We start from the raw sequence: 19,596 nt of genomic DNA, 5'->3' as shown, positions 1-19,596 counted from the left end.
CGCCCTTCGTCATGTCCGGGGGCTGACGTCCGGCGGCTACCGCCCTGCCGCCTCCACGTTCCATTCCGCCACGGTGCCGGTGCGCGCCGATCCGGGACGCGACGGCGCGAGCGTGAACGTGCCGTTGCGCCGCAGGGCTCGGTTGGCGAGGTTCGACGTGCCGGAGTGGCGGTTGGTGGCGCCGCCGGGGCCGATGCCGTCGTCGGAGACCGTGACGGCCACGCGCCCGTCCTCGCCGGAGATGCCCATGTAGACGGACGTGGCCTGCGCGTGGCGCGCGACGTTCGACAGCAGCTCGCGCACCACGGCGACCACGTCGTCCGAGAGCGACGGGTCGCCCGCGATGGCGTGCGAGACCTGCGCCCAGTCGACCTGCACGCGCGGCGCGAAGCCCAGCGAGTCGGTGCCCATGACGATCTCGCGCCGGATGCGCTCGGAGATCGGCTCCGAGGTGCGGTGGCCCGCGAGCGAGCTCATGACGCCGCGCACCTCGCGCTGCGCGCGCTTGACGTGATCGAGCGTGCGCAGCAGCCGCGCGGACACCTGCGGCTCGGTGTCCGAGGAGATCGACTCGATCTGCATCGCGGTCGCGAACAGCTCCTGCGACACGAAGTCGTGGAGGTCGTCCGCGAGACGCTGACGCTCCTCGAGCAGGGTCGTCTTCTGCTTGACGTGGGACAGCTCCGCGACGGACAGCGCCATCGCGGCCTGCGTCGCGAAGCGCTGCGCGATCTCGAGGTCCTCGAACGAGAACGACGGCATGCCGCGGTCGCGCCACAGCATGAGCAGGCCCACGGGACGATGCTCGGCGGACAGCGGCGCGTACATGGTCGGGCCGAACTCCTGCACCGCCTCGAGGACGATGGATCCGGGAGGCTCGGTCGCGATGACGCCCTCGCCCGAGCGGATCGCCTCGATGGCGCGCCCCTCCTGCGGCAGCTCGAGCCCGAGGAGCTCGTCCGCGCGCGGGCCGGCGGTGATCTCCATGGTCCACGTCTCGTCGATGCCCGGGAGCACGAGCGCGACGTTGACCGCGCCCGCGAGGTCCTTGGCGGAGCGGACGATGGTCTCGAAGACCTCCTCGTCGCCCGGGTCGGCGAGCAGCGCGGTGGTGATGTCCTGCGACGCGGTGAGCCAGCGCTCGCGCGCCAGCGCCTTCTCGTAGAGCACCGCGTTGTCGATCGCGACCGAGGCCGCTGCGGCGAGGGCCTCGACGGCGGCCTCGTCGTCGGCCGTGAACTCGCCGGGCTTGCTCGCGAGGTAGAGGTAGCCGAACACGCTGCCGCGCACCCGCAGCGCGGTGCCGAGGAACGAGCCCATCGGCGGGTGGTGCTTGGGCATCCCCTGGAACGCCTGGTGCTGCGTGAGATCCGCGAGCACCAGGGTCCCCTCGTCGGGGATCTGGCCGAGCACGCCGACGGCGTTCGGGGCGCGCCTGATGTGCTCCCACACGCCCTCGGGCATGCCCGTGTAGTGGAAGTCGACGCTGATGCCCTCGTCGTCGAGCACGTTGATCGCGGCGAACTTCGCGCCGGTGTGCGCGACGAGAGCCGTGAGCAGCATGTCGAGCGTGTGATCGAGATCGAGCTCGAGGTTGAGCGACACGATCGCGTCGGTCATCGCGTCCGACAAGCGGGACTCCTTCTGGGGGGACGGGTCAGTCATCGAGAGTCACCACCGAATCTGCCAGGTCGAGGAGCGAGAGGTCGTGGGTGACGAGGACAACCGTACGGCCCTCGCCCCGCATTCGTGCCACCATCGCGCGCAGCGCGTCGGCGCCCGCGTCGTCGAGATGCTCGGCCGGCTCGTCGATGAGCACCACCGGGGCGGGCACGAGGCTCGTGCGCGCGAGCAGCAGGCGCCGGCGCTCGCCGCCCGAGACGGTGCGCCCCCCGGAGCCGAGCTCGGTGTCGATCCCGTCGGGAAGCCCGCGCACCCAGCCGTCGACCCCGACGAGGGTCAGCGCGTCCCACGCCTCGGCCTCGTCGACGTCGCCGCGGGCGACGCGCAGGTTCTCGAGCACGGTGGTGCCGAACACGTGCGCGTCCTCGGCCGTCATCGCGACCACATCGCCGGTGAGGGCCGGGGAGGCCGGGGCGCCGCCCACCGTGACGGTGCCGCTCGCGGGCGTCAGGGCGCCCGCGATGGTCGCCAGCAGCGTCGTCTTGCCCACGCCCGAGCGTCCCACGACGGCGAGCACCTCGCCAGGCGCGACGGTCGCGGTCACCGGGGGGGTCGGGGTCATGCCCGGCCACGCGACGCTGAGCCCGTCGAGGACGAGGGACGATGCGGCGGGCGTCGGGACCGGGGCGTCGACGCGGGCGTCGGCGTCGGAGCCCGCCGTGAGCTCCGCGAGGCGTCGTGCGGCCGCGGCGGAGCGGAAGTGCTGCTGCACCGCGGGAGGCACCGCGCCGACGGCCTCGAAGGCCGCGAGCGGCAGCAGCGCCACCACCGCGGCCAGCGGGCCGCTCAGGTCGCCGGCCTGGACCGCGAGGACACCCAGCGCGACGAGCGCCACCAGCGCGACACCGGAGAAGAGCGCCTGCGCGCCCGCGGCCCAGGCCGCCGGGCGGGCGGCGAGCTCGTGCGCGTGCTCGGCGTCGGCATCGGCCGTGGCGAGGGCTGACGCGGCCTCGCCGCGCGTGCCCCACACCCGATGCTCGGTCGCGCCGTCCATCGCGGACAGCGCCGCGGCGGAGACCTCGGCGCGCGCACGCGTGCCGACGTCCGCGGCGATGCGCGCCGACCGGGCGGTGAGCACGGCCGGGACGATGCCCGCGAGGAGCAGGCACAGCGCGAGCACGGCGCCCGCGACGGGAAGGATCGCGGCGACGATCCCGACCGAGATCGCGGAGACCGTCACGGCGACGGCGAGCGGGATGACCGCGCGCACGATCGCGTCGCCGATCGCGTCGAGATCGGCGCCCATGCGGGCGACGATGTCGCCGCGCCTCAGGCCGAGGATCACGCGGGCGTCGGAGCGGGCGAGACGCTCGTAGGCGCGCTCGCGCAGCGTCACCACGCCGCGGAGCGCGGCGTCGTGGCTCGCGAGGCGCTCGAGGTACCGGAACAGCCCGCGCGAGATGCCGAAGAAGCGCACGATGGTCGCGGCGAGCGCGATGTCGGCGGGGGAGGGCATCTGCGCGGCCTTCGCGATGAGCCAGGCGGCCACGGCGGCGAGGCCCACCGCGGAGCCGAGCGCCATGGTGCCCGCGAGGACGGCACGGACGACCGCCCAGCGCGAGACGCCTGTGTCGCGGATCGCGGCGCGCAGCACCGCGAGGTCGGAGAGCGGAGGCGTGCTCATGCGCGCGCCTCCGTCCGGGCCGCGGTGACCTCGACGACGGCGTCGGCCGCCGCGAGAACGTCGTCCTCGTGGGTCGCGACCACGACGGTGGCGCCGGCGTCGGCGAGCGCGCGCATCGAGGCGACGATCTCGGCGCGCGAGGCGCGGTCCAGGTGCGCGGTGGGCTCGTCGAGCAGCACCACGGGGCGGCCCGAGTCGAAGGCACGGGACAGCGCCTGACGCTGCCGCTGCCCGAGCGACAGCGTGCGCCCGGCGGGACCGAGGTCAGGGCGCTGCGGCACCCAGGCGACGTGGGCGAGCCACGACGCCTCGTCGACCGCGGCCTCGGCCGAGAGCACCGGAGCGTCGCCGACCGCGACCGTGCCGGCGGACGGCGCGAGCAGGCCGGTGAGCGCCAGCAGCGCGGTGGACTTCCCCTCGCCGTTGGGTCCGCGCAGCACGGTGAGCACGCCGGGCGCCGCGGTGAAGGACAGATCCGCGGGCGCGAGCCGAGCGCCGTCGGGAGTCGCGACGGAGAGGCCGACGACCTCGATCGCGCGGCCGCGGGGGTCGGGGGCCGCGCCGAGCGAGGCGCGCGCGGGCACGGCGTCGGGCTCGTCGAGCAGCGTGAACGCGGCGTCGGCGGCGGCGAGGCCGTCCGCGGACGCGTGGAAGTGCATGCCGACGTTGCGGAGCGGGAGGTAGACCTCCGGGGCGAGGACGATGACCGCGAGGGCGGTCTCGATGCCGATCCCTCCTGCGACCAGGCGGAAGCCCATCGTCACCGCGACGATCGCGACGGCGAGCGTGGTGAGGAGCTCGAGCACCATGCCGGACAGGAACGCGACGCGGAGCGAGCCCATCGTCGCCCGCCGCTGCGCGTCGCCCAACTCGCGGACGCGCGCCGCCGGGCCCTGCTCGCGGCCCAGCGCCTTGAGCGTGGGCAGCCCCTCGATGAGGTCGAGGGTGCGTGCTCCGAGGCGCTGCATCGCCTCGAGATGGCGCTCGGAGCGCTCCTGGGTGACCAGCCCCACGAGGATCATGAAGATCGGCACCAGCGGCAGCGTCGCGACGACGATGACGGCGGAGAGCCAGTCGAGGCCGAGCACCACCACGATCATCACGGGCGTCACGGTGAGCGCGAGCGCGAGCTGCGGGAGGTAGCGCACGAAGTAGGGGAGCAGATCGTCGAGGCCCCGGGTCACGAGCGTCGCGACCTGCGCGGTGCGCCCGCCGGCGTCCCAGCGCGGGCCGCGCGAGGCGACGTGGTCGACCACCATCTCGCGCAGCTGCGAGATCACGCGCACGCCTGCGCGATGCGCGAGACGCTCCTGGAGCCACGAGACGGCGGTGCGGGCGAGCACCACCGTCGCGAGCCACGCGAGCCCGGTGGCGAGCGTGCGGGCGCCCTCGGGGACCAGGCGCCCCCACCAGTGAAGACCGTCGTCGGCGAGCTCGACGGGGGAGAGCACCGGGGTGAGCAGCCGCGCGAGCAGCAGCGCCTGGGCGAGGATGAGGAGGGCCGTCAGAAAGCCCAAGCCCGCCGTCACGAGGATGTAACGGCGGGCCGGGCCGATCCGACTGATGAGCCTCGGATCGAGTGGCTTCATCGAGAGGGTCAGCCCTTCGAGAAGGTCAGCTCGTTGTGCTCGGGGATGTTCTCGAGCGACAGGCGCTTGCGGAACACCCAGTAGGTCCAGGCCTGGTAGGCGAGCACCACGGGCGTCATGATCACGGCGACCCACGTCATCACGGTGAGCGTGTAGTCGGTCGACGACGCGTTGTCGATGGTGAGCGAGTTGGCGGGGTCGAGCGCCGGCATGACGTTGGGGAACATCGCGCCGAAGATCAGCACCACGGCGCCGACGATGCCGACGCAGTCCGCGATGAACGCCCAGCCGAAGCGGCCCTTGAGGGTCGAGAACCACGCGCCGACCAGCGCGACCGCGGCGACCGCGACGGCGGCCCAGGTCCACGTGTTGCGCGAGTAGGCGAGCTGCGCCCACACGGCCCACACGCCGGCGACCGCGACGGTGACGAGCGACGCCTTGCGGGCGAAGGCCTCGGCGCGCTCACGGATCTCGCCGTCCGTCTTGAGCGCGAGGAAGATCGCGCCGTGCGACAGGAACAGCGTGAGCGTCACCAGGCCGCCGAGGAGGGCGAACGGGTGGAGCAGGTCGAAGAAGTTGCCCGCGTACTGGTGGTCGGCGTCGAGGTTGACGCCGCGGACCAGGTTCGCGAACGCGACGCCCCAGAGGATCGCCGGGACCCAGGCGGAGCCGATGATCACCCAGTCCCAGCGCGTGCGCCAGGTCTGGTCGTTGATCTTGCCGCGGTACTCGATCGCGACGGCGCGCACGATGAGCGCGACCAGGATGAGCAGGAGCGGCAGGTAGAAGCCGGAGAACATCGTCGCGTACCACTCGGGGAAGGCCGCGAAGGTCGCGCCGCCCGCGGTGAGCAGCCACACCTCGTTGCCGTCCCACACGGGGCCGATGGTGTTGAGGACCACGCGGCGGCCCTTGTTCGAGCGTCCGATGATCGGCATGAGCATGCCGACGCCGAAGTCGAAGCCCTCGAGGACCAGGTAGCCGGTCCACAGGACCGCGATGAGGATGAACCAGAATTCAGCGAGTTCCATGAGCGGGGGCTCCTCAGTACGCGAACGACAGCGGCTTGGACGCGTCGTCGTCGGAACGGACGGTGGGCTCCTCGACCTGCGGCGCGCCCTCGACGGCGTAGCGCTGGATGAGGCGGAACCAGAACACGGCGAGGATCGCGTAGACCACGGTGAACGTGATCATCGAGGTGAGCACCTCGCCCGCGCTCACGGAGCTCGAATAGCCGAACATCGTCATGAGCATGATCTGATCGGAGCCCGTGGGGTTGGGGGCGACCACGAAGGGCTGACGGCCCATCTCGGTGAAGATCCAGCCGAAGCTCGCCGCGAGGTACGGCATCGGCAGCGACACCAACGCGAGCGTCTTCATCCATCCCGGCAGCTCGCTGCGCTTCTTGCGGGTGAACCACAGGATGCCGAGCGCGAGCGCGGCGGAGAACGCCGCCAGGCCGATCATGAGGCGGAACGACCAGTAGGTCACGAGGAGGTTCGGGCGGTACTCGATCTCCTCGCCGTCGGGCGTGGTCGCGCCGTAGCGCTCCGCGTAGATCTCCTGGAGCTCGTCGAGGCCGAGCACCTCGCCGTTCCAGGACCCCGTCGCGAGGTACGAGGTGAGGCCGGGGATCTCGATGACGTGGCTCACGGAGGCGGGGTCGTTGCCGGCCAGGTTGCCGATCGACAGCAGCGAGAAGGGCGCGGCGCCGTCGGGGGTCTCGATGAGCGCCTCGGCGGCGGCCATCTTGATCGGCTGCTGCTCGAACATGAGCTTCGCCTGCAGGTCGCCGGTGATGATGACGCCGATGCCGGAGGCGATCATCACCCACGCGCCGAAGCGCGCCGCGGTGCGGTACATCGGCAGATCGGCGTGGTCCTTGTCCTCGCGGTGCTTGCGCACCATCCAGTAGACGGCGATGCCGGCCACGAACGTGCCCGCGACCAGGAAGGCCGTCGCGATGACGTGCGGGAACGCCACGAGCGTCGTGTTGTTGGTGAGGACCGCCCAGATGTCGGTCATCTCCGCACGGCCGGTCTCGGGGTTGTACTCCGCGCCGACCGGGTGCTGCATCCACGAGTTCGCGGCGATGATGAAGTACGCGGACAGCGTCGAGCCGATCGCGAAGGCCCAGACGGTGAGCAGGTGCAGCTTCTTGGGCAGGCGGTCCCAGCCGAAGATCCACAGACCCAGGAAGGTCGACTCGAGGAAGAAGGCGAGCAGCGCCTCCATCGCGAGCGGGGCGCCGAACACGTCGCCCACGAAGCGCGAGTACTCGGACCAGTTCATGCCGAACTGGAACTCCTGCACGATTCCGGTGGCGATGCCGAGCGAGAAGTTGATCAGCAGCAGCTTGCCGTAGAACTTGGTGAGACGCAGCCACTTCTCGTCGCCGGTGCGCACCCAGGCCGTCTGCAGGATCGCGACGAGCACGGACAGGCCGATCGTGAGCGGCACCAGCACGAAGTGGTAGACGGTGGTGATGCCGAACTGCCAGCGCGCAAGCTCAAGCGCTTCCATGGGCGGGGACCTCCTTGGTTACTTAAGCGTAGAAAGTAGTGCGGATTTACGCCTGTTGCATCGGGACGATGGTCCCGGCGCACCCCTTCCCACCAGCATCGTCGCCGAGGGGTCGGGAGGTGGCAGGGATCACGACGTTGTGCGCGCCGCCGAAAGTCGCGCAGAATCGCCGCGCGAGGGGCGGATGCCCGGGATCCGAGCGGCCTGTGACACAATGGCAGGCAGGTCAGACGTCCAGCCACACCGGACGCCAACCGCGCGACAGACGCAGCGAGGACGTAGCTGCCAGTCCCGCCAGATCCCGCAGGCCTACAGGCTGCACGCGGAGAAAACGGGGATGGGCGCTCGAGATCGCCGCTGTCCGCCGCGACCAGCAGACTTCCGCGGTCACGCATCGTGAACCGCGAACGACGATGATGTCGGGGCCGTGTGTGGACGGTCTCGATTCGAGGTACCCGCGTTGAGCGAGGAAAACACCACCGCATCCGACAGCCCCGTCGCAGCCCCGCTGTTCCAGGCGCCCGAGCCCACCCGGTCGCGCCGCGCCTCGGCGCCGGCCGGACCCCCCGCATCGTCCGCGCCGCCCTCGGCGTCGCCGTTCTCCGCACCGGAGCCGGCCGCCCCCGCGGCCAAGGAGCCGCAGGAGAAGAAGCCGGCGAAGAAGGCGACCCAGGCCAAGAAGGACGCCGCGCCCGCCGAGGAGCGGTCCGAGGACGCCCCGGCGCCCAAGCGCAAGCGCTCGGGCGGCGGCAAGAAGAAGACCAAGACCGAGGAGGCCCCCGCCGAGCAGGCGGAGGCGCCCCAGGAGCCCGCCGAGGCCGCGACGCCGGCCGAGGGCGGCGACTCGCGTCCCGAGGACGACCAGGACGGCGAGGGGGGCGAGGGCGCCGCGCGCCGTCGCCGTCGCCGCGGCGGCCGCGGACGCGGCAAGAAGAAGCCGGGCGAGGGCGCCGAGGGTGCCGAGAGCGGCGACGACGAGAAGCCGGCCCCGGCCGACGACGCCGAGGGTGACAAGCCCGCCGACGCCGCGGAGGGCGACACCTCCGAGGACTCCGAGGGTGAGGGCGGCTCGCGCCGTCGTCGCCGCAGCCGCAGCCGCGGCTCCCGCTCGGGCTCCGGCTCGGGTTCCGGCTCGGGCTCGTCCGGCGGCTCCGACGACCAGCTCCAGGGCTCGACGCGTCTCCAGGCCAAGCGCCAGCGCCGCCGCGACTCGCGTGATGGCCAGCGCCGTCGCCCCGTGATCTCCGAGGCCGAGTTCCTCGCCCGCCGCGAGTCCGTCAAGCGCTCCATGGTGGTGCGGGAGAAGGACCACCGTGTCCAGATCGCCGTGCTCGAGGACGACGTCCTGGTCGAGCACTACGTCTCCCACCAGGCGCAGCAGTCGATGGCCGGCAACGTCTACCTCGGCCGCATCCAGAACGTGCTGCCCGGCATGGAGGCCGCGTTCGTCGACATCGGCCGCGGCCGTAACGCCGTGCTCTACGCCGGCGAGGTCAACTGGGACGCCGCGGGTCTCGAGGGTAAGGCCAAGCGCATCGAGCTCGCGCTCAAGCCCGGCGACACGGTCATGGTGCAGGTCACCAAGGACCCGATCGGCCACAAGGGTGCGCGCGTCACGTCGCAGATCTCGCTCGCGGGCCGCTTCCTGGTCTACGTGCCCGGCGGCGGCGTCACCGGCATCAGCCGCAAGCTGCCCGACACCGAGCGCAACCGCCTCAAGAAGCTGCTGCGCGAGGTCATCCCCTCGGACGCGGGCGTCATCGTGCGCACCGCTGCGGAGGGCGCCTCGGAGGAGGAGCTGCGCGCGGACGTCGAGCGTCTCAAGCGCCAGTGGCAGACCATCCTCGACGAGTCCAAGCCGGGCACCAAGGCCCCCAAGCTCCTGCGCGGCGAGCCCGACATGGCCATCCGCGTGGTCCGCGACATCTTCAACGAGGACTTCGACTCGCTCACCATCCAGGGCGACGACACGTGGAACTCGCTGTCGATGTACGTCGGCCAGGTGGCGCCGGACCTCATGCCGCGCCTGCACAAGTTCGCCGGCGACCGCGACGTGTTCGCGGAGGCCCGCATCGACGAGCAGCTCGCCAAGGGCATGGACCGCAAGGTCTGGCTGCCCTCGGGCGGCTCGCTGGTCATCGACCGCACCGAGGCGATGACGGTCATCGACGTCAACACGGGCAAGTTCGTCGGCAAGGGCGGCACGCTCGAGGAGACGATGACGCTCAACAACCTCGAGGCCGCCGAGGAGATCGTCCGCCAGCTCCGTCTGCGCGACATCGGCGGCATCATCGTCATCGACTTCGTCGACATGCTCCTCGAGGCCAACCGCGACCGCGTGCTGCGCCGCCTCATCGAGTGCCTGGGCCGCGACCGCACCAAGCACCAGGTGGCCGAGGTCACCTCGCTGGGCCTGGTGCAGATGACCCGCAAGCGCGTGGGTCAGGGCCTGGTCGAGGCGTTCTCCGAGACCTGCGACCACTGCAAGGGCCGCGGCTTCCTGGTCCACGGCGAGCCCGTGGCCGAGGCGAGCGAGAAGCAGCCCGAGGGGCGTCGCTCGCGCGGCTCCCGCGGTGGGCAGCAGCAGGGCAAGCAGCAGGGCGGCGGCAACCAGCAGCAGGGCGGCCAGCAGCAGCAGAAGAAGCAGCAGCAGCCCGAGCCGCAGCCGCAGCCCGAGAAGGACACGCACGCCCACACCCCGGTGCAGGGCGAGACCCACGCGCTCGACGACCGCGAGGAGGCCCGCGCGGCCGTCAAGGCGACGCTCGCCTCGATCGCCGCGGCCGCCGAGAAGGCGCACCACCACGACGAGGTCGTGACGGACGCCGGCGACGCGGAGCGCGTCATCGACGTGCCGATCGTGCTGCCCGAGCCGGACGCGAAGCCGGAGGCCTCCGAGGCGGCTCCGGCCGAGGAGCCCTCGGAGGGCTAGTTGTAGTGCCCAGGGACGTTGTTTGATCCCCGGGCGATGACGAGAACCTCCAGGCAGAGTGGAGCTGCTACCGCAACGCTCTGAACCTGGAGGTTCTCGTGTCCCACGCTAATGCCGCGCTGACTCCTGTCCAACGTGCCCGCATCGGTCGGCTGGTCGTCGACGACGGCTGGTCGATCGCCGAGGCGGCCCGGTTCTTCCGTGTCTCCTGGCCCACGGCGGCGAAGTGGTCGCAGCGGTACCTCGAGCGCGGCCGGTCCGGCATGGATGACCGCTCCTCACGCCCGCATCGCTCGCCGAACCGCACGCCCCAGCCGTTGGTGCGCAAGATCGTGCATAAGCGCATCAAGACACGTCGCGGGCCGGTCGAGATCGCCTCGCTGACGGGCGCGCCCGCGTCCACTGTGTACGCAGTCCTCAGGCGCTGCCGGCTGAACCGCCTGTCCCATGTCGACGTCCGTACCGGTGACGTGGTCCGCCGCTACGAGCACGACCACCCAGGGTCGATGATCCACGTCGATGTGAAGAAGCTGGGCAACATCCCTGATGGTGGCGGCCATCGGTTCGTGGGGCGTCAGCAAGGAGCAAGGAATCGTCGGGCGACACCTGGCACTGTCCGGGATCGCTATCGTCACGAGCTCATCGGCCGAGCCTTCGTACACACCGTCATCGACGATCACTCGCGGGTCGCGTACGCGGAGATTCACGACGACGAGACCGCCGCGACCGCGATCGGCGTGCTCATCCGCGCGGTCGCGTGGTTCGCTGCCCGCGGGGTCCACGTCGAAGCGGTGCTGTCCGACAACGGCAGCTGCTACCGCTCGCATGCCTGGCGCGACGCCTGCCACGACCTGGGCATCAGACATCGGCGCACGCGTCCGTACCGGCCCCAGACCAACGGCAAGATCGAACGCTTCCACCGCACCATGAGCGACGGCTGGGCATACTCGAAGCACTACAACTCCGAGAAAGCCCGCCGAGCCGCCCTACCGGCCTGGCTGCACTTCTACAACCACCACCGGCAACACTCCGCCATCGGCAAGGTCCCACCCATCACGAGGTTGAACAACCTGCCTGGGCACTACAGCTAGTCCCGCACAACTCCACGACGTCGAGGCGCGCCTGATGGCGCGCCTCGACGCGTCTCCGGGGTCGGGACCTCGGGCGGGCCGGCGAGCGCGCGTCAGCGCGTACGATGGTCCGCGGATGCGCCGACGACGGCGCGTCGCGGCCGCCCTCGCGGGCTTCTCCGAGGCCGGAGGAATCCGACACGCTCGGTTTGACCAGAGGTGGCGCAAGCGGGTATATTCGTACGTCGGCGCGCCGAGCGCTGAGGCCCTGCCTGCGCCCTCATCGGGAGCGGCTGCGGCAGGAATCTGATCCCTCAGGGGTCGCAACAACGAGTTTCACGAGGAATAGATCATGGTGTACGCGATTGTGAAGGCCGGTGGCCGCCAGGAGAAGGTCTCCGAGGGCGATGTCATCGTCGTCGACCGTCTCAAGGCTGCGGCCGGCGAGACCGTCGAGCTTGCCCCGGTGCTGCTCGTCGACGGCGAGAAGATCACGTCGGACGCGAAGGCGCTGGCCAAGGTCAAGGTGACCGCCGAGGTCGTCCGCGACGAGCGTGGCCCGAAGATCGACATCCTCAAGTACAAGAACAAGACTGGCTACCGCAAGCGCATCGGTCACCGACAGGACCTGACGCGCCTCAAGGTCACCGGCATCAAGTAAGCGAGGAGACACTCATGGCACACAAGAAGGGCGCGAGCTCCTCGCGCAACGGTCGCGATTCGAACGCTCAGTACCTCGGCGTGAAGCGCTTCGGCGGTCAGGTCGTCAGCGCCGGCGAGATCATCGTCCGCCAGCGCGGCACCCACTTCCACCCGGGCCTCAACGTCGGCCGCGGCAAGGACGACACGCTGTACGCGCTGTCCGCCGGTGCGGTGCAGTTCGGTCAGCGTCGTGGCCGCAAGGTCATCGACATCGTCGAGGCGTAAGCACGCGACACACAGGTTTTCCAGTCAGGGGCGGCGCCGCAAGGCACCGCCCCTGACTCATATCTAGGCTGGGGACGAGGCGGGGGCGACCCGCGCGGATCGTCACCCCGCCGCTTGCTTCAGGAGGCACCCATGGCATCGTTCGTCGACCGCGTGACGCTTCACGTCACGGCGGGCAACGGCGGTCACGGCGTGGCCTCCGTGCACCGCGAGAAGTTCAAGCCGCTCGGCGGCCCCGACGGCGGCAACGGCGGCCGAGGCGGCTCCGTGGTGCTCGTGGTCGACCCGCAGGTCACCACGCTGCTCGACTACCACCACGCGCCGCACCGCACCGCGGAGAACGGCAAGCAGGGCGCGGGCGACATGCGCCACGGCGCCAACGCGGCCGACCTGCGCCTCGGCGTGCCCAGCGGCACCATCGTGAAGACCCGCGAGGGCGAGTTCCTGGTCGACCTCGTGGGCGAGGGCGCGGAGTACGTCATCGCGGCCGGCGGCCGCGGCGGTCTCGGCAACGCGGCGCTCGCGACGCAGAAGCGCAAGGCCCCCGGCTTCGCGCTGCTCGGCGAGCCCGGCGACGAGGCGAGCGTGGTGCTCGAGCTCAAGTCGATCGCGGACGTCGCGCTCGTGGGCTTCCCGAGCGCGGGCAAGTCCTCGATCATCGCCGCGATGAGCCGCGTGCGCCCCAAGATCGCGGACTACCCGTTCACCACGCTGGTCCCGAACCTGGGCGTGGTCGAGGCGGGCGGCACCAAGTTCACCATCGCGGACGTCCCCGGTCTCATCGAGGGCGCCTCGGAGGGCAAGGGCCTCGGCCACGACTTCCTGCGCCACATCGAGCGCTGCTCCGTCATCGCGCACGTGCTCGACACCGCCACGCTGGAGACCGAGCGCGACCCGCTGCGCGACCTCGACATCATCTCGAAGGAGCTGCGCGCGTACTCGGGCGACGAGGCGATCAGCGGCGTCCCGCTCGCGGAGCGCCCCCAGATCGTCATCCTCAACAAGGTCGACATCCCCGACGGCAAGGACCTCGCGGACATCGTGCGCCCGGAGCTCGAGGAGCGCGGGATGCCCATCTTCGAGGTGAGCGCCGTGAGCCACGACGGCCTGCGCGAGCTCGGCTTCGCCCTCGCCCGCATGGTCGAGGAGGAGCGCGCCAAGGCGCCGGTGCTCGAGGCCGCGCCCATCGTCATCCGCCCCAAGGCGGTCGATGAGTCCGGCTTCACGGTCAAGCACATCCGCGACGGCGCCGAGGACTACTACCAGGTGCGCGGCACCAAGGTGGAGCGCTGGGTCAAGCAGACCAACTTCGCCAACGACGAGGCCGTCGGCTACCTCGCCGACCGTCTTGCCAAGGCGGGCGTCGAGGAGGCGCTGTTCAAGGCGGGCGCGACCCCCGGCTGCGAGGTCGTCATCGGCCCGCGCCTGGGCGGCATCATCTTCGACTGGGAGCCCACGATGATGGCGGGCGCCGAGCTGCTCGGCTCTCGAGGCTCCGACCTGCGCATCGAGCAGCACGAGCGTCACAGCCGTGCGACCCGCGCGGAGAAGCGCCAGGAGTTCAAGGAGAAGATGGACGCGCGTGCCGCGGCCCGCGAGGAGCTGTGGACCGAGCGCAACGCCGGACATTGGACCGATCCCGCCGAGGACGACGAGTAGCCTTCTCGCAGGTATCCGTCCCCCGGGAGGTCACGTGAGCGAGGCGCGCGCCGCCGTGTCGCAGGCACGGCGCATCGTCGTCAAGGTCGGCTCGTCCTCCCTCACGGGGCCGGACGGCAGGCTCGACGAGGCGCGCCTGGGCGCGCTGGTCGACGTGCTGGGCGAGGCGCGCACCGAGGGCCGCGAGGTGCTGCTGGTGACCTCCGGCTCGATCGCCGCGGGCATCGGACCGCTCGGCCTGGCCGCCAGGCCCACCAACCTCGAGCTCCAGCAGGCCGCCGCCTCGGTGGGCCAGGGGGCGCTCATCCACGCCTACACGGTCGCGTTCGCGCGCTTCGGGCTCACGGTGGGGCAGGTGCTGCTCACCGCGGACGACATGGTCCGCCGCGCGCACTACGGCAACGCCCGCCGCGCCCTCGAGTCGCTGCTCGCGCTCGGCGTGGTGCCCATCATCAACGAGAACGACACGGTCGCGACGGACGAGATCCGCTTCGGCGACAACGACCGCCTCGCGGCGCTGGTCGCCACCGCGGTCCGAGCCGATGCGCTCGTGCTGCTCACCGACGTCGACGCGCTCTACACCGCGGCGCCGGACTCTCCGGGCGCCCGTCGCATCGCCTCCGTCGCGGGCCCGGACGACCTCCACGGCATCGACATCTCGCGCCGCGGCTCCGCGGTGGGCACGGGCGGCATGATCACCAAGATCGAGGCGGCGTCGCTCGCCACGGCCTCCGGCGTGCACGTGGTGCTCGCGGCGGCGGCCGATGCGGCGCGCGCGGTCGCGGGTGAGGACGTCGGCACGCTGTTCCTGCCGACGGGCAAGGCGGAGACCACGCGCCTCCAGTGGCTCGCGGACGCCGCCAAGACGCGCGGCGGCATCGTCCTCGACGACGGCGCCGTGCGGGCGCTGCGCGGGCGCCAGGCCTCGCTGCTCGCCGCGGGCGTGGTCGAGATCCGCGGCGACTTCGAGGCGGGGGAGCCGGTGGACCTGCTCGCGCTGGACGGCGCGCTCATCGCGCGAGGCTTCGCGGGCTTCTCCTCGGACGAGGCGGACCGCATGAAGGGGCTCTCCACGGAGGCCCTCGGCGAGGTGCTGGGCGACGCGTACGCGCGCGAGCTCATCCACATCGACCACCTCGTGGTCCTCTGACCCGACGACTCCCCATGACAGATGTGACGCATGTGAATCCACGCTGATCCGGGCGTCACACCGGACCCGCACGCCGCTTCAGGCACAGGTGTCATTGGGAATCGGTTGCGCGGGGGCTCGCCGCGCGCGTGCGAGAGCGCGTCCATAGACTCGATCGCGGGGGAGCTCGAGTCAGGAGGCCTGGTATGGGCGCACACGCGGCGGCGAGCGCGACCGAGGTCCGGCTCGAGGCGCACGCCGCGGTGCCCGACCCGGCGGACCGTGCCGACCCCGTCGCCACGCTCGTCGCGCAGGACGCGTCGCGCGTCCCGGCGCTCGTGCCGATCCGCCACGGACGCATGGCGGTCTCGCCGTTCGCGTTCTACCGTGGCGCGGCCGCCGTCATGGCGGCGGACCTCGGCGTGCCGCCGCGCACGGGTCTGACGGTCCAGCTCGCGGGCGACGCCCACCTGGCCAACTTCGGGTTCTTCAAGGCCCCGGACCGCGAGCTCGTCTTCGATCTCAACGACTTCGACGAGACGGCGCGCGGGCCGTTCGAGTGGGACCTCAAGCGTCTCGCCGCGAGCGTCACGGTCGCCGGCAGGGTCAGCGGCCTCGGGCGCAAGGACATCGCGAAGGCGACGCGTGCTGCGACCCGGGGCTACCGCGAGACCATGGGCGCCGCCGCCGCGCTGAGCCCGCTCGAGCTCCGCTACCGCCGTCTCGGCGCGGCGGCGCTGGTGGCGCGCCAGCGCGGGGCCAAGCGCGAGCGCTCGGAGGCCTTCGTCTCGAAGGCGGCCCGCCGTGACAGCGTGCGCGCGCTCACCCGCCTCACCGCGGTGGAGGACGGGCGGCGGCGTATCGTGCCGCGTCCACCGGTCGTGTGCCGTCTCGACGAGGCCTTGGACGGCGTGAACCGGGCGCGCACCTCCGACTTCTTCTCGCGGTATCGGGACTCGCTCCCGCCCCACGACGCGGCGGTGCTCCGCGACTACCGGTTCGTGGACCTCGCGAGGAAGGTCGTCGGCGTCGGGAGCGTCGGCACGCGATGCCTCCTCGTGCTCCTCGAGTCGCGGCAGGGCGCGCCGCTGTTCCTGCAGTTCAAGGAGGCGACCGTCTCCGTGCTCGAACGCTACGCCGGCGATGCCGGGTTCGAGAACGCGGGGGAGCGCGTGGTGCGCGGCCAGCGGCTCATGCAGACCGAGGGCGACATCCTGCTCGGCTGGTCACGCTACGAGCGGCCGGACGGCGGTGAGGTGGACTTCTACGTGCGGCAGCTGTGGGACGGCAAGGCATCGCTCGAGATCGACGAGATGGGCCCCGGGAGGCTCGCGCGCTACGCGTGGCATTGCGGCGCGGTTCTCGCGCTGGCCCACGCCCGGAGCGGCGATGCCGCGGCCATCGCCGCCTACCTGGGGGAGGACGACGCCGCCGACCGGGTCCTCGCGGAGTTCGCGCGCGGATACGCGGACCTCAACGAGGCCGATCATGCGGCCCACCAGGCGGCGATCGCCGACGGCAGGATCGTCGCCGTGACCGGGGTCTGAGCTGGGCGTCACACCGTTCCCGCGCGTCACTTCAGGCACAGGTGTCATTGGGAGTCGGTTGGGGGCGGGGGCTCGGCGCGCGGCACGGCTCCTTGCTCCCTAGACTCGACGGCGGGGGAGCTCGAGGCAGGGGGCCTGGTATGAGCACGGATGCGCCGGAGCGGACCGTCGTCGCGTGGTGGTCGAAGGATGCGGCCGATGCCGCCGACGAGCTCGGGACCGGGCTCGACGGACTGACGGGCGACGATGCGGCGGCGCGGCTCGCTCGATACGGGCCCAACGCGCTCACCGCCGCGAAAGCCGCCACGCTGTGGCAGCTCGCGCTGCGGCAGCTCGCGGACCCGATGAACCTCATGCTCGTCGCCGTCACCGCGATCTCGGCGGCCATCGGCGAGGTCTCGACCGCGATCATGGTCGGCCTGCTCGTGGTCTTCAACGTGTGGTCCGGCGCGAGCCAGGAGCGCAAGGCGCAGGCGAGCGTCGACGCGCTGGCGACCATGCAGGTCCCTCAGGTGCGCGTGCGACGCGACGGCGCGATCGTGCAGGTGCCGGCTCCGAACCTCGTCCCCGGCGACGTCATCGAGCTCGAGGCGGGGGACATCGTGCCCGCCGACGCCCGCATCGTCCGCGCGATCACGCTCGAGACGCAGGAGGCGGCGCTCACGGGGGAGAGCGCGCCCATCGAGAAGTCCGCCGACGCGCTCCCCGACCCCGACACCGCGCTCGGGGACCGGCGGTCGATGCTGTTCCAGAACACGTCCGTGACGCGCGGCACCGCGACGGCGCTCGTGGTCGCGACCGGCATGGAGACCGAGATGGGCGCGATCGCGACGATGCTCGCGACGGTCGAGCGTGTGCAGTCGCCGCTGCAGCGCGAGCTGTCCGCGCTCACCCGCATCATCGGCGCCGTCGCGTGGGGCGCCGTGGTGGTGATCGTCGGCCTCGGTGTCGCGCGCGGGCAGTCGTTCTCGGATCTCATGTTCCTCGGCACGGCGGTCGCGATCTCCGCGATCCCGACCGGCCTGCCGACGTTCGTGCAGGGGATGCTCTCCTGGGGCGCCTCGCGGCTCACCGAGGCCAAGGCGGTGGTCGCCTCGCTCAACGACGTCGAGACGCTCGGCGCGACCAGCGCGATCTGCTCGGACAAGACCGGCACGCTCACGATGAACCAGATGATGGCCCGGAGCGTGTGGGTCGGTGGCGAGACGTTCACGGTCGACGGCTCGGGCTACTCGTTCGAGGGCCGGGTGCGGCGCTCGCAGGGGGACGAGGTCCCGCTCGGCGCCCCGATCGCGTACGCGCTCGCGCTGCCCAACGACGCGACGGTGAGCGCGGACGGAGTGGTGGTGGGCGACCCCACGGAGGCGGCGTTCGTGGTGCTCGCGGAGAAGCTCGGCGTCGACGTCCCCGAGGTCAAGCGGCGCTTCCCGCGGGAGGCCGAGGTGCCCTTCGACTCGGAGTACAAGTTCATGGCGACCTTCCACCACGTCGCGTGGGAGGGCGAGCGGCGGCTCATCGGCGTGGTCAAGGGCGCTCCGGACGTGCTGCTCGCCCGCTCGACGCGGGCCTTCGTCGCGAGGCGCGAGACGGTGCCGGTCGCGGACCTCGCCGACGACGTCACCGCGGAGATCGAGCACCGGTCCTCTCAGGGCCTGCGCACGCTCGCGCTCGCGCTGCGGGTCTACGAGCCCGCAGAGGAGGAGGTCGTGCTCGCCGACCCCATGGCCGCGGTGGCCCAGCTGGGCTTCGTCGGGGTGGTCGGCATCGTCGATCCGCTCCGGCCCGAGGCGAAGGTCGCCGTCGACGAGGCGCACGCGGCCGGCATCGACGTGCGCATGATCACCGGCGACCACGTGGTCACCGCCGCGGCGATCGGGCGCGAGCTCGACCTGCCGGGCAACGGGCTGTCGGGCGCCGAGCTCGCGGCGCTCACCGACGACGAGCTCGACGCGCGGCTCGACGACCTCTCCGTCTTCGGGCGCGTCACCCCGCAGGACAAGCTCCGGCTGGTCCAACGACTGCAGGCGCGCGGCGAGGTGGTCGCGATGACCGGCGACGCGGTGAACGATGCGGCGGCCATCAAGCAGGCCGATATCGGCGTCGCGATGGGCTCGGGCTCCGAGGTCACCAAGCAGGCGGCGAAGCTGGTGCTCACCGACGACAACTTCGCCACGCTGGTGCGCGCGGTCAAGCTCGGCCGCGTGGTCTACGCCAAGATCACGTCCTACCTCACGTTCCAGCTGTCGCAGCTCATCGCGCTGCTGCTGCTCTTCGTGGTCGCGAGCCTCATCGACCTCAACGAGGGCGTGGCGCTCACGCCGGTGATGGTGCTGGTGCTCAACTTCGCGGTGGCGATCTTCGCGGTGCTGGTGATCCTGCTCGAGCCCGAGCAGCCGGGACTCATGCAGCGCCCGCCTCGCGACCCGTCCGCGGGCATCGCCTCGCCGCGCAACGTGGTGAGGTGGCTCATCTACGGAGGCGCGCTGTTCCTCGCGGCGCTGGTGCCGCTGCTCGTCGGGCGCGACGACCTCTCTCCAGACGAGGCGTCGCAGCCGATGACGATGGCCTTCGTCATCGTCGCGCTCGGCACCCTCACCACCGGGCTCCAGCTGCGTCGGGATCCCGAGTCCGGGCTCACCGGGCCGTGGGGCCGCGGCACGCGCATGCTGCTGTGGCCGGTCGCGTTCATCGTGCTCGCGACGGAGCTGGGCTTCATGCAGGCCTGGCTGCAGACCTCCTCCCTCACCGGAGGGGAGTGGCTCGCGTGCCTGGGGCTGACGGCCGGGGTCATGGTGGTGGTCGAGATCGACAAGGCCTACCGCCGCACGCGCGTCGAGCAGGTCGCGCCGACGGTCGCCGAGGCCGTCGCGCCCGCCCGCGGCCGCTGACCGCGCGCCCCGCCCCGCCCCGCCC

Annotated in this window: 12 protein-coding genes and 1 pseudogene; 8 read left to right on the top strand and 5 right to left on the bottom strand. The window is 71.8% G+C overall.

Annotation, left to right across the window (positions count from 1 at the left end; genetic code table 11):
- Positions 1–36 precede the first annotated feature (36 nt).
- The 5 genes from TR42_RS12755 to TR42_RS12735 are packed head-to-tail and all read right to left on the bottom strand — an operon-like array spanning position 37 to position 7,419.
- Positions 37–1,665, bottom strand: a complete 1,629-nt coding sequence (locus TR42_RS12755; protein ID WP_074789124.1) for a GAF domain-containing sensor histidine kinase — start codon at positions 1,663–1,665, stop codon at positions 37–39.
- On the bottom strand, positions 1,658–3,307 hold the full coding sequence (gene cydC / locus TR42_RS12750) for a thiol reductant ABC exporter subunit CydC (protein WP_042216511.1): 1,650 nt from the start codon (positions 3,305–3,307) through the stop codon (positions 1,658–1,660). The genes TR42_RS12755 and cydC overlap by 8 nt, the downstream gene beginning before the upstream one ends.
- Complete coding sequence (locus tag TR42_RS12745; RefSeq protein WP_042216509.1) at positions 3,304–4,896, bottom strand: ABC transporter ATP-binding protein/permease; 1,593 nt, start codon at positions 4,894–4,896, stop codon at positions 3,304–3,306. Before TR42_RS12745 ends, cydC begins: the two co-directional genes overlap by 4 nt.
- Before the next feature lie 8 nt (positions 4,897–4,904).
- Positions 4,905–5,927: a cytochrome d ubiquinol oxidase subunit II gene (gene cydB / locus TR42_RS12740; protein ID WP_042216507.1), complete on the bottom strand. Its 1,023-nt coding sequence runs from the start codon at positions 5,925–5,927 to the stop codon at positions 4,905–4,907.
- A gap of 13 nt (positions 5,928–5,940) precedes the next feature.
- Complete coding sequence (locus tag TR42_RS12735; protein ID WP_042216505.1) at positions 5,941–7,419, bottom strand: cytochrome ubiquinol oxidase subunit I; 1,479 nt, start codon at positions 7,417–7,419, stop codon at positions 5,941–5,943.
- A 460-nt stretch (positions 7,420–7,879) separates the two neighbouring features.
- Here TR42_RS12735 and TR42_RS12730 point away from each other — a divergent pair.
- From TR42_RS12730 to TR42_RS12695, 8 genes and pseudogenes are all read left to right on the top strand, one after another.
- Positions 7,880–10,351: pseudogene (locus TR42_RS12730) on the top strand (Rne/Rng family ribonuclease); the annotation flags it as partial.
- Positions 10,352–10,449: 98 nt separating this feature from the next.
- Complete coding sequence (locus TR42_RS12725) at positions 10,450–11,442, top strand: IS481 family transposase (protein ID WP_042216503.1); 993 nt, start codon at positions 10,450–10,452, stop codon at positions 11,440–11,442.
- A gap of 331 nt (positions 11,443–11,773) precedes the next feature.
- Complete coding sequence (gene rplU / locus TR42_RS12720) at positions 11,774–12,082, top strand: 50S ribosomal protein L21 (RefSeq protein ID WP_042216502.1); 309 nt, start codon at positions 11,774–11,776, stop codon at positions 12,080–12,082.
- A 14-nt stretch (positions 12,083–12,096) separates the two neighbouring features.
- The gene (gene rpmA, locus TR42_RS12715; RefSeq protein WP_042216500.1) at positions 12,097–12,348 is read left to right on the top strand and encodes a 50S ribosomal protein L27; all 252 of its coding nucleotides are present in this window, start codon (positions 12,097–12,099) and stop codon (positions 12,346–12,348) included.
- A 132-nt stretch (positions 12,349–12,480) separates the two neighbouring features.
- On the top strand, positions 12,481–14,007 hold the full coding sequence (gene obgE, locus TR42_RS12710) for a GTPase ObgE (RefSeq protein WP_042216498.1): 1,527 nt from the start codon (positions 12,481–12,483) through the stop codon (positions 14,005–14,007).
- Positions 14,008–14,041: 34 nt separating this feature from the next.
- Positions 14,042–15,157, top strand: coding sequence for a glutamate 5-kinase (gene proB, locus TR42_RS12705; protein ID WP_052406105.1), 1,116 nt, complete (start codon positions 14,042–14,044; stop codon positions 15,155–15,157).
- 185 nt (positions 15,158–15,342) lie between these two features.
- Positions 15,343–16,683: a DUF2252 domain-containing protein gene (locus tag TR42_RS12700; protein WP_042216497.1), complete on the top strand. Its 1,341-nt coding sequence runs from the start codon at positions 15,343–15,345 to the stop codon at positions 16,681–16,683.
- Between the two features lie 140 nt (positions 16,684–16,823).
- Positions 16,824–19,571, top strand: coding sequence for a cation-translocating P-type ATPase (locus tag TR42_RS12695; protein WP_042216494.1), 2,748 nt, complete (start codon positions 16,824–16,826; stop codon positions 19,569–19,571).
- The last annotated feature ends 25 nt before the right edge of the window (positions 19,572–19,596 follow it).

It is taken from the genome of Demequina mangrovi (assembly GCF_000759715.1).
GTDB classification, from domain to species: Bacteria; Actinomycetota; Actinomycetes; order Actinomycetales; family Demequinaceae; genus Demequina; species Demequina mangrovi.
The sequence above is the reverse complement of the archived record's forward strand: the minus strand, read 5'-3'. Positions and strand labels throughout refer to the sequence as shown.

Excerpts from the sequence above, each read along its gene's own strand:
- TR42_RS12755 (WP_074789124.1), bottom strand. The coding sequence starts at position 1,665 with ATGACTGACCCGTCCCCCCAGAAGGAGTCCCGCTTGTCGGACGCGATG.
- cydC (WP_042216511.1), bottom strand. The coding sequence starts at position 3,307 with ATGAGCACGCCTCCGCTCTCCGACCTCGCGGTGCTGCGCGCCGCGATC.
- TR42_RS12745 (WP_042216509.1), bottom strand. The coding sequence starts at position 4,896 with ATGAAGCCACTCGATCCGAGGCTCATCAGTCGGATCGGCCCGGCCCGC.
- cydB (WP_042216507.1), bottom strand. The coding sequence starts at position 5,927 with ATGGAACTCGCTGAATTCTGGTTCATCCTCATCGCGGTCCTGTGGACC.
- TR42_RS12735 (WP_042216505.1), bottom strand. The coding sequence starts at position 7,419 with ATGGAAGCGCTTGAGCTTGCGCGCTGGCAGTTCGGCATCACCACCGTC.
- rplU (WP_042216502.1), top strand. The coding sequence starts at position 11,774 with ATGGTGTACGCGATTGTGAAGGCCGGTGGCCGCCAGGAGAAGGTCTCC.
- rpmA (WP_042216500.1), top strand. The coding sequence starts at position 12,097 with ATGGCACACAAGAAGGGCGCGAGCTCCTCGCGCAACGGTCGCGATTCG.
- obgE (WP_042216498.1), top strand. The coding sequence starts at position 12,481 with ATGGCATCGTTCGTCGACCGCGTGACGCTTCACGTCACGGCGGGCAAC.
- TR42_RS12700 (WP_042216497.1), top strand. The coding sequence starts at position 15,343 with ATGGGCGCACACGCGGCGGCGAGCGCGACCGAGGTCCGGCTCGAGGCG.
- TR42_RS12695 (WP_042216494.1), top strand. The coding sequence starts at position 16,824 with ATGAGCACGGATGCGCCGGAGCGGACCGTCGTCGCGTGGTGGTCGAAG.